This is a genomic window from Streptomyces durbertensis (assembly GCF_014156695.1).
GTDB classification, from domain to species: domain Bacteria; phylum Actinomycetota; class Actinomycetes; order Streptomycetales; family Streptomycetaceae; genus Streptomyces; species Streptomyces durbertensis.
Genome location: NZ_WMLF01000189.1, coordinates 1 through 9,983 on the forward strand (window position 1 = coordinate 1; position 9,983 = coordinate 9,983).

Annotated in this window: 6 protein-coding genes; 4 read left to right on the plus strand and 2 right to left on the minus strand. The window is 69.6% G+C overall.

Going from position 1 to position 9,983, the window contains the following annotated elements:
* The first annotated feature begins 152 nt into the window (after positions 1–152).
* Positions 153–1,712, plus strand: a complete 1,560-nt coding sequence (locus tag GL263_RS14340) for a pyridoxal phosphate-dependent decarboxylase family protein (protein WP_323379393.1) — start codon at positions 153–155, stop codon at positions 1,710–1,712.
* Between the two features lie 103 nt (positions 1,713–1,815).
* Here GL263_RS14340 and GL263_RS14345 read toward each other — a convergent pair whose 3' ends face one another.
* Complete coding sequence (locus GL263_RS14345) at positions 1,816–3,345, minus strand: helix-turn-helix domain-containing protein (RefSeq protein ID WP_182856087.1); 1,530 nt, start codon at positions 3,343–3,345, stop codon at positions 1,816–1,818.
* 442 nt (positions 3,346–3,787) lie between these two features.
* On the opposite strand from GL263_RS14345, the gene acnA reads away from it, so the two are divergent.
* Positions 3,788–6,502, plus strand: coding sequence for an aconitate hydratase AcnA (acnA, locus tag GL263_RS14350; protein ID WP_182856088.1), 2,715 nt, complete (start codon positions 3,788–3,790; stop codon positions 6,500–6,502).
* A gap of 91 nt (positions 6,503–6,593) precedes the next feature.
* On the opposite strand, the gene GL263_RS14355 is transcribed toward acnA, so the two are convergent.
* A complete protein-coding gene (locus GL263_RS14355) occupies positions 6,594–7,076 on the minus strand; it encodes a nitroreductase/quinone reductase family protein (protein WP_182856089.1) in 483 nt (160 codons plus the stop codon).
* Between the two features lie 288 nt (positions 7,077–7,364).
* Here GL263_RS14355 and ngcE point away from each other — a divergent pair, with 288 nt between their 5' ends.
* Positions 7,365–8,783 (plus strand): N-acetylglucosamine/diacetylchitobiose ABC transporter substrate-binding protein, encoded by a 1,419-nt coding sequence (gene ngcE / locus GL263_RS14360; protein ID WP_182856090.1) that lies wholly within the window; start codon positions 7,365–7,367, stop codon positions 8,781–8,783.
* 68 nt (positions 8,784–8,851) lie between these two features.
* Positions 8,852–9,925, plus strand: coding sequence for a carbohydrate ABC transporter permease (locus GL263_RS14365; RefSeq protein ID WP_182856091.1), 1,074 nt, complete (start codon positions 8,852–8,854; stop codon positions 9,923–9,925).
* Positions 9,926–9,983: the final 58 nt, after the last annotated feature.

Sequence of the window (9,983 nt, forward strand, 5' to 3'; positions counted from 1 at the left end):
GGCCCCGTGCTGCCCGGCGACGAACTTGTGCTGGTGCAGACCGGTCACCGCCTCTGCGACATCTCCCCTCGACCCGCCCTCGGCCCCTCGGCCCGGTCCTGGGCCGAACGCCTCCTCACCCAGGAGATCCGAACCACGACGGGTGCCCCCCTGTGACCTGTGAGATCCCTCCCGCCGGCACCGCCTCCCGGGTGAACGCCCCGGTGACGCCGGCCCAACCCGCGCCCGCCGGAGAGACCCGGCAGCCTCGGCAGCCCGAGCGGCCCTACCGCCCCGGCGAACTGGCCCTGTCCCCAGAGCAGATGCGAGCGGCCGGCCACCACGCGGTCGACCTTGTTGTCCAACGGCTGTGCACGGTCGCGGACGGCCCGCCGCACGCCGCCGCCGCTCCCGCCGCACTCCAGCCGCTCCTCGGCGAACCGCTACCCGAGGAAGGCGGCGACCTGACCGGCCTGCTCGACCAGCTGACCCAGGACGTCCTGCCGCTCGGCATCCGGTTCGACCACCCCCGCTGCTTCGCCTTTGTCCCCACCACCGGCAACTACCCCGCCGTCCTCGCCGACCTGCTCTCCACCGCCCACCTGAGCGTGCCCGGCGCCTGGCTTGTCGGCTCGGGTCCCAGCGCCGTCGAACTGACGGCCCTGAACTGGCTGAAGCAGCTGCTGGGCCTGCCCGACCACTGGGGCGGCCTTTTTGTCAGCGGCGGCTCCCTCGCCAACCTCACGGCACTCGCCGCAGCCCGCGACCACCAGCTCGGCGGCGACCTCACCGGCGCCCGCCTCTACTGTTCCACCCAGGCCCACCCCTCCGTCGCCCGCGCCGCGCACCTGCTGGGCCTGGGCCGCGACCAGTTGGTCGCCCTCGAACCCGACCCCGACCAGCGCCTCGACCCCCGGAACCTGACGGCCCAGCTCGACGCCGACCTGGCCGCCGGTCTCCGGCCCTTCGCGGTCGTCGCCACCGTCGGCACCACCGGCACCGGCGCGGTCGACCCCGTCACGGACCTCGCGCGGCTCTGCCGCCGCCACGGACTGTGGCTGCACGTCGACGGTGCCCACGGCGCGGCGTTCGCCCTCTCCGGTCGCGGCCACGATATGCGGGAAGCGCTGGGGCGAGCCGACTCCCTCACCTTCGACCCCCACAAGTGGCTGTTCCAGCCGTACGAGACCGGCTGCGTCCTGGTCCGCGACCCCGAGCTCCTGAAAGCCACCTTCCGGATGGCCCGCCACCACCTCGACACCGGCTACCTCCACCCCGCCGAGGCCCGCCACGGGGAGGTCAACTTCGACGACCTCGGCCCCCAGCAGTCCCGCGGCCTGCGCGCCCTGAAGGTGTGGCTCTCCCTGAAGACCTTCGGCGCCGCGGCCTTCCGCCGCGCCGTCGACCACGGCCTCCACCTGTCCGACCACGCCGCCGCCCGCATCAACGCCCACCCCGGCCTCGAACTCACCAGCAAGCCCAGCCTCGGCATCCTCACCTTCCGCTGCCGACCCGGGGGCGGCTCCACCGACCCGGCCACCGTCGACCGCCTCCAGCGGTCCGTCAGCGACGCCGTCCGCGCCACGGGCCAGGCGCTGGTCCTGACCACCCGCCTCCGCGGCCGCACGGTCCTCAGGATGTGCACCATCAACCCGGCCACCACCACGGCCGACATCGACACCGCACTCGACCTGGCACACCGGGCGGTGCTCGCCGCTGACCCCCGCCTCTGAGCCCGCCGCAGGCCCGACGTTCCCGGAGCACTCCTCAGACGCCGCCGTACCCCGTCCGACCCACCAAGCAGCAGGTCGGACGGGGTACGGCGGTGCTCGCGTCTCAGATGTCGCGGAAGATCTCGATCTGGGCGCCGATGGAGTTGAGGCGGTCGGCCAGGTCCTCGTAGCCGCGGTTGATGACGTAGACGTTCCGCAGGACGGAGGTGCCCTCGGCGGCCATCATCGCGAGCAGGACGACCACCGCGGGCCGGAGTGCCGGCGGGCACATCATCTCGGCGGCGCGCCAGCGGGTGGGGCCCTCGACCAGGACCCGGTGGGGGTCGAGGAGTTGGAGTCGGCCGCCGAGGCGGTTGAGGTCGGTGAGGTAGATCGCCCGGTTGTCGTAGACCCAGTCGTGGATCAGCGTGGAGCCGTGCGCGGAGGCGGCGATGGCCGCGAAGAACGGCACGTTGTCGATGTTGAGGCCGGGGAACGGCATCGGGTGGATCTTGTCGATCGGCGCCTCCAGCTTGGAGGGCCGCACGGTGAGGTCGATCAGCCGGGTGCGCCCGTTGTCGGCCGGGTACTCGGGGCTGCGGTCGTGGTCGAGGCCCATCTCCTCCAGGACGGCCAGTTCGACCTCCAGGAACTCCACCGGCACACGCCGGATGGTCAGCTCCGACTCGGTGACGACGGCGGCGGCCAGCAGGCTCATGGCCTCGACCGGGTCCTCGGAGGGGGAGTAGTCGACGTCGACGTTGATGTCGGCGCGGCCGTGCACGGTGAGGGTGGTGGTGCCGACGCCCTCCACGGCAACGCCGAGCTGCTCCAGGAAGAAGCACAGGTCCTGGACCATGTAGTTGGAGCTGGCGTTGCGGATGACGGTGACGCCGTCGTGGCGCGCGGCGGCCAGCAGCGCGTTCTCGGTGACGGTGTCGCCGCGCTCGGTCAGCACGATCGGCCGGTCGGGGCGGACGGAGCCCTCGACGAGGCCGTGGTACATGCCCTCGGTGGCGGTCACCTCCAGGCCGAACCGGCGGAGCGCCTGCATGTGCGGCTCGACCGTGCGGGTGCCCAGGTCGCAGCCGCCGGCGTAGGGCAGCTTGAAGCGCTCGGCGCGGTGCAGCAGCGGGCCCATGAACATGATGATCGAGCGGGTGCGGCGCGCGGCCTCCGCGTCGATGCTGTCGAGGTCGAGGTCTGCGGGCGGCACGATCTCCAGGTCGGCGCCGTCGTTGATCCAGCGGGTGCGTACGCCGATGGAGTTCAGCACCTCCAGGAGGCGGTAGACCTCCTCGATGCGGGCGACGCGACGCAGCACGGTGCGGCCGGAGTTGAGCAGCGTGGCGCACAGCAGGGCCACGCACGCGTTCTTGCTCGTCTTGACGTCGATGGCGCCGGAGAGGCGGCGGCGGCCGACCACCCGCAGATGCATCGGGCCGGAGTAGCCCAGGGAGACGATCTCACTGTCCAGCGCCTCGCCGATGCGGGCGATCATCTCAAGGCTGATGTTCTGGTTGCCGCGCTCGATGCGGTTGACCGCGCTCTGACTGGTGCCGAGCGCTTCCGCGAGCTGGCTCTGGGTCCAGCCGCGGTGTTGCCGGGCGTCCCTGATGAGCTTTCCGATGCGTACGAGGTAGTCGTCGGTCATGGCGGTGACCGTATCTCAGATATGAGATGCGCTCACACTTTCGCGCGCCGTGCCAGGTGTCGGACATTCCGGAAATCAGGTTATGGCACGACCCGGTTCCCGGCCCGGGTGGCCGTGCGGGTGGGCGTGTCGGGGGTGTCGCGGCGGCCCGGTCCGAGCCGGGTCGGGAGGTGTGCGGGACGTTTCGGCGCGCTGGGCCGTTCGGGTGAGTGGGGATGGGCGTCGTGTCACGACTCGGGTGCGCGACACCCCGGGCGGGGCATGACTGTCCGGCGGCGATGTACTAGAGTTATCTCGACATCGAGATATCTACCTAAGGGCGTACCGACGCCACTCGGTACTAAGGCGAGCCTAACTTAGGCGTACCTTAGCGCACCGACGAGGTCCTGTGACGGCAGGATCGTGGCAGTACGCGCGAATTCATGCACTGAAGGAGACTGTCGTGTCGGCGAACAGCTTCGACGCCCGCAGCACCCTGCGGGTGGGCGACGAGTCCTACGAGATCTTCCGGCTGGACAAGGTCGAGGGCTCGGCCCGCCTGCCGTACAGCCTCAAGGTCCTGTTGGAGAACCTGCTCCGCACCGAGGACGGCGCGAACATCACCGCCGACCACATCCGGGCGATCGGCGGCTGGGACTCCTCGGCGCAGCCGAGCCAGGAGATCCAGTTCACGCCGGCCCGCGTGATCATGCAGGACTTCACCGGTGTGCCCTGCGTGGTGGACCTGGCCACCATGCGCGAGGCCGTCAAGGAGCTGGGCGGCGACCCGGCCCGCATCAACCCGCTCGCCCCGGCCGAGCTGGTCATCGACCACTCCGTCATCGCCGACAAGTTCGGCACGCCCGAGTCGTTCGCCCAGAACGTCGAGCTGGAGTACGGCCGCAACCGCGAGCGCTACCAGTTCCTGCGCTGGGGCCAGACCGCGTTCGACGAGTTCAAGGTCGTCCCGCCGGGTACCGGCATCGTCCACCAGGTCAACATCGAGCACCTGGCCCGCACTGTCATGGTCCGGAACGGCCAGGCCTACCCCGACACCCTCGTCGGCACCGACTCCCACACCACCATGGTCAACGGCCTCGGCGTGCTCGGCTGGGGCGTCGGCGGCATCGAGGCCGAGGCCGCGATGCTCGGCCAGCCGGTCTCCATGCTGATCCCGCGCGTCGTGGGCTTCAAGCTCACCGGCCAGCTCTCCCCGGGCACCACCGCCACCGACCTGGTGCTGACCATCACCGAGATGCTGCGCAAGCACGGAGTGGTCGGCAAGTTCGTCGAGTTCTACGGTGAGGGCGTCGCCCAGACCTCGCTCGCCAACCGCGCCACCATCGGCAACATGTCGCCGGAGTTCGGCTCCACCGCGGCGATGTTCCCGATCGACGACGAGACCATCAAGTACCTGCGCCTGACCGGCCGCAGCGAGCAGCAGCTCGCGCTGGTCGAGGCGTACGCCAAGGAGCAGGGCCTGTGGCTCGACCCGGCCGCCGAGCCGGACTTCTCCGAGAAGCTGGAGCTCGACCTCTCCACGGTCGTGCCGTCCATCGCCGGACCGAAGCGCCCGCAGGACCGGATCGTCCTCGCCAACGCCGCCGAGCAGTTCGCGCTCGACGTGCGCAACTACGTCTCCGACGACGAGGAGGCCGGCAAGGAGTCCTTCCCGGCCTCGGACTCCCCGGCGCACTCCGACGGCATCCCCTCGCGCCCGACCCAGGTGGTCGCCCCCGACGGCTCCACCTACGAGATCGACCACGGCGCCGTGACCGTCGCCGCGATCACCTCCTGCACCAACACCTCCAACCCCTACGTCATGGTCGGCGCCGCCCTGGTCGCCAAGAAGGCCGTGGAGAAGGGCCTGACCCGCAAGCCGTGGGTCAAGACCACCCTGGCGCCGGGCTCCAAGGTCGTCATGGACTACTACGACCGCGCCGGTCTCACGCCCTACCTCGACAAGCTGGGCTTCAACCTCGTCGGCTACGGCTGCACCACCTGCATCGGCAACTCCGGCCCGCTGCCGGAGGAGGTCTCCAAGGCCGTCAACGAGCACGACCTGGCCGTCACCTCGGTGCTCTCCGGCAACCGCAACTTCGAGGGCCGGATCAACCCCGACGTCAAGATGAACTACCTGGCCTCGCCGCCGCTGGTCGTGGCCTACGCGATCGCCGGCTCGATGAAGGTGGACATCACCCGCGAGGCGCTCGGCGTCGACACCGAGGGCAACCCGGTGTACCTGAAGGACATCTGGCCCTCCGAGCAGGAGGTGAACGAGGTCGTCGCCTCCGCGATCGGCCAGGACATGTTCAGCTCCTCCTACGAGGACGTCTTCGCCGGCGACGCCCAGTGGCAGTCGCTGCCGATCCCCACCGGCAACACCTTCGAGTGGGACGCGGAGTCCACCTACGTCCGCAAGCCCCCTTACTTCGAGGGCATGACGACGGACCCGTCCCCGGTCGGGGACATCGCCGGCGCCCGGGTGCTCGCCAAGCTCGGCGACTCGGTCACCACCGACCACATCTCGCCGGCAGGCGCGATCAAGGCCGACACCCCGGCCGGTCAGTACCTGACCGAGCACGGTGTCTCCCGTCGTGACTTCAACAGCTACGGCTCCCGCCGCGGCAACCACGAGGTCATGATCCGCGGTACGTTCGCCAACATCCGCCTGCGCAACCAGATCGCGCCGGGCACCGAGGGCGGCTACACCCGCGACTTCACCCAGGACGGCGGCCCGGTGTCGTTCATCTACGACGCCTCGCAGAACTACCAGGCCGCCGGCGTCCCGCTGGTCGTCCTGGCCGGCAAGGAGTACGGCTCCGGCTCCTCCCGCGACTGGGCCGCCAAGGGCACCGCGCTGCTGGGCGTCAAGGCCGTCATCGCCGAGTCCTACGAGCGCATCCACCGCTCGAACCTGATCGGCATGGGCGTGCTGCCGCTGCAGTTCCCCGAGGGCGCCTCGGCGGAGAACCTCGGCCTGACCGGCGAGGAGACCTTCGCGATCTCCGGCATCACCGCCCTCAACGAGGGCGGCATCCCGGAGACGGTGAAGGTGAGCACCGACACCGGCGTCGAGTTCGACGCCAAGGTGCGCATCGACACCCCGGGCGAGGCCGACTACTACCGCAACGGCGGCATCATGCAGTACGTGCTGCGCTCGCTGATCAGCAAGTGACGCCGACAGGCCGCTGACCCGGGCGCTCGCCGCCCGAGGTTGCACAAGGGCCGCGTCCGCCACCCGGCGGACGCGGCCCTTCGCCGTCGTCTCACGACTCCGCCACGGGCTCCCGTGGCTCCAGCACCACCACCGCGGTCTCGCGCGAGCGCAGCGCCGCGAAGTCGTCCAACCTCGCCTCCGTCTCCCGCCACCGGGCCCACAGGCGTTCGCGCTCCGAACCGCTCGCCGCCCGGGCCCGCACCAGCCGGGACCCGCCCTTCAGGTCCACCCGCGCGTCCGGATGCTCCCGGAGGTTCAGCCACCAGGCCGGTTCGCCGTCGGCCCAGCCGTTCATGGCCAGCGCGACGAGGTTCCGGCCGTCCTCCAGGTAGGCGATGATCACGCCGCGCTCCCGCCCGGTGCGCCGCCCGACCGTCGTGAGGCACATCGTGCCCCAACGCCGGTCCTTCGGCCGCCAGAGTCCGAGCCGGCCACGGGTGAGGCGGTACACGCGGCGGTGCGCCGACCAGAAGAGTCGTACGAGTCGCCGGTTGGGGAGTCGCGTCCGCGGGCGGTCGGTTCCGTCGGGCATGGGCCACCTTCCGTACGTCCTCGCTCCGGCCGCGTGGCGGCCCTCAAGGGGGACCGTACGGGCCAGGTCTCGACTCGGGAAATATCCCGGAGAAGACTGCAATCGATCTTGCCCAGCCGACGCCGAGTGGACTATACCTATCGGAACCCGGAGCGCCGCCCCTTCCGAAGCGGCCCCGAGCGCACCACCCCAGCTCAAACCGACTGCGGTGTCGGCCCTTTCGCCACAGGCGAGTTGACAGGAAACCCAACACCGCCTGACTCCAGACGAGAAGGCGAGGACTCGCGCATGGGATCCACCGAGGTAGGCCGTCGGGACATACTGAAGCGATCGGCGGCGGCGGGCGCACTCGCGCTGCCGGCGATCGGTGCGCTCTCCTCCTGCGCCACAGGCGGCGGTGACGGCGACAACACCGTGGAGAAGGGCAAGAAGACCGACGACAACCCCCTCGGCGTCAACAAGACCGCGGCTCTGAGCGTTGTCATCTTCAACGGCGGCTACGGAGACCAGTACGCGGTCGACGCCCACAAGGTGTACGAACGGAGCTACGGCAAGGTCAAGCACGAGAAGACCCAGAAGATCCGCACCCGTATGCAGCCCCTCATGGTGAAGGGCAACCCGCCGGACGTCATCAACAACTCCGGCGCCGAGAACATGGACGTGGCCAGCCTCATCGAGAAGGAGCAGGTCGCCGACCTCGCCCCGCTGCTGGACGCGCCCTCGCTGTTCGACCCGCAGAAGAAGGTGCGTGACACCCTCATCCCCGGGACGATCGAGAAGGGCCGGTTCGGAGGCAGCGAGGTCTACCAGCTGAACTACTCCTTCACCGTCTACGGCACCTGGTACTCCAAGACCGCGCTGGAGCGGCTGGACGTTGAGTACCCGAAGACGTGGGACGAGATGCTCGCCGTCTGCGCCAAGGCGAAGAAGCAGGGCATCGCCGGCTGGACGTACGCGGGCAAGCACCCCTACTACTTCGCCTTCACCCTGTACCCCTTCATCGCCAAGATCGGCGGTGCCGACGTGATGAAGGCGATCGACAACCTGGAGCCGAACGCCTGGAAGCACGACGCGGTGCGCAAGGCGTTCGAGGCGTACTACGAGCTCTACGCGAAGGGCTACGTGCTCAAGGGCACCCCCGGCATCGACCACATCCAGTCCCAGACGCAGTGGACCAAGGGCAACGCCCTGTTCATCCCGAACGGTTCGTGGGTGGAGAACGAGGCGCGCAAGACCACCCCGAAGGACTTCCAGATGACGGTGGCGCCGCCCTCCAGCCTGGACAAGTCCGACGCGATGCCCTTCGAGACGGTCTTCGCCGAGGCGAGCGAGCCGTTCATGGTGCCCGCCCAGGCGAAGAACGTCGAGGGTGGCATGGAGTGGCTGCGGGTGATGATGAGCAAGGAGTGCGCGCAGAACTTCACCCAGCTCGTGTCGGCGCTGACCTGCGTCCAAGGTGCCGCCGACGGTCTCGATCTCACGCCGGGCCTCACCTCCGCCGGCGAGGTTCTCAGCGCCGCCGGCGAGAACGTCATCACCCCGCGCATCCACGACTGGTACCTGGAACTCCACAAGGACCAGATCGGCGGCACCATCGCCTCGATGATGGCCGGCGACATGAAGCCCGACGAGGCCGTCAAGCGGTGCCAGGACTTCGCCGACCGCACGGCCAAGGACAGCTCGGTCAAGAAGTACAAGCACACCTGACCTTTTCCCGAGCGGGGAAGCTGACAAGACGGCGCGGCGGCGCGCCACCAGGCACGAGGCGGGGCGGTATGGGGAACGACGCAAGGACGGCGGTGCGCGAGCCCGCCGTGGAAGAGGGGAGCCGCCCGGGGGGTGTGGGCCCCGTGGACCGGCTGCTCTTCGTCGCGGCGTTCTTCCTGCCGCCCCGCCTGACCCCGGCGCGGGTGCGGAACCAGCGGGCGTACCGGAGCATCGACAAGTACCGGTTCGTCTGCTGGTTCCTCGCCCTCCCGCTGCTCGTCTACGCGGTCTTTGTCATCTCGCCGTTCTTCCAGGCGTTCTACTACTCGATGACGGACTGGACGGGCTACAGCTCGGACTTCTCGTTCGTCGGCCTGGACAACTACGCCAGGCTCATGGACGACCCGACGTTCTGGGCCTCCCTGCGCAACAGCCTCTTCCTGCTGGTGCTCGCCCCCGTGGGCACGCTGGCACTCGGCCTGTTCCTGGCCTTCATGCTCCAGGCGGGCGGCAGGAGCCGGCGGAACGAGCCGGTGGCGGGGGTGCGCGGCGCACGCTTCTACAAGATCGTCTACTTCTTCCCGCAGGTCATCTCCGTCGCCATCATCGGCGTGGTCTGGGCCGCGATGTACGACCCGATCACCGGACCGCTCAACGGTGTGCTCCGCGCGGTCGGACTCGAGTCGCTGACCCAGAACTGGCTGGCCGACCCGAAACTCGCCCTGTGGTGCGTGCTGTTCGTCCTGTGCTGGATGTTCGTCGGCTTCTACGTGGTGCTGTTCTCGGCGGCGATGGGTTCCATCCCCAGGGAGATCTACGAGGCCGCGCTGCTGGACGGGGCCCGGCGGCCCACGACCTTCTTCCGGATCACGCTGCCGCTCATCCGCGACACGGTGCACACCGGCTGGATCTACATGGGCATCCAGGCGCTGGACGCCTTTGCCATCGTGCACATCATGACGATCAACAAGGGCGGCCCGGGCGACGCCACCCTCGTCACCCCCGTCTTCCTCTACAAGAAGGCGTTCGACTCCGGCCAGGCCGGCTACGCCACCGCGGTGGGCGTGGTGCTCCTGCTGGTGACGATGGCCTTCTCGGCCGTGATGATGCTGGTCAGCCGTCGCGACCGGATCGAGTACTGAGATGAGCGGAGAGAACCGGACGATGGCCGCCACCCAGACCGCCGAACCCGCCCGGGGC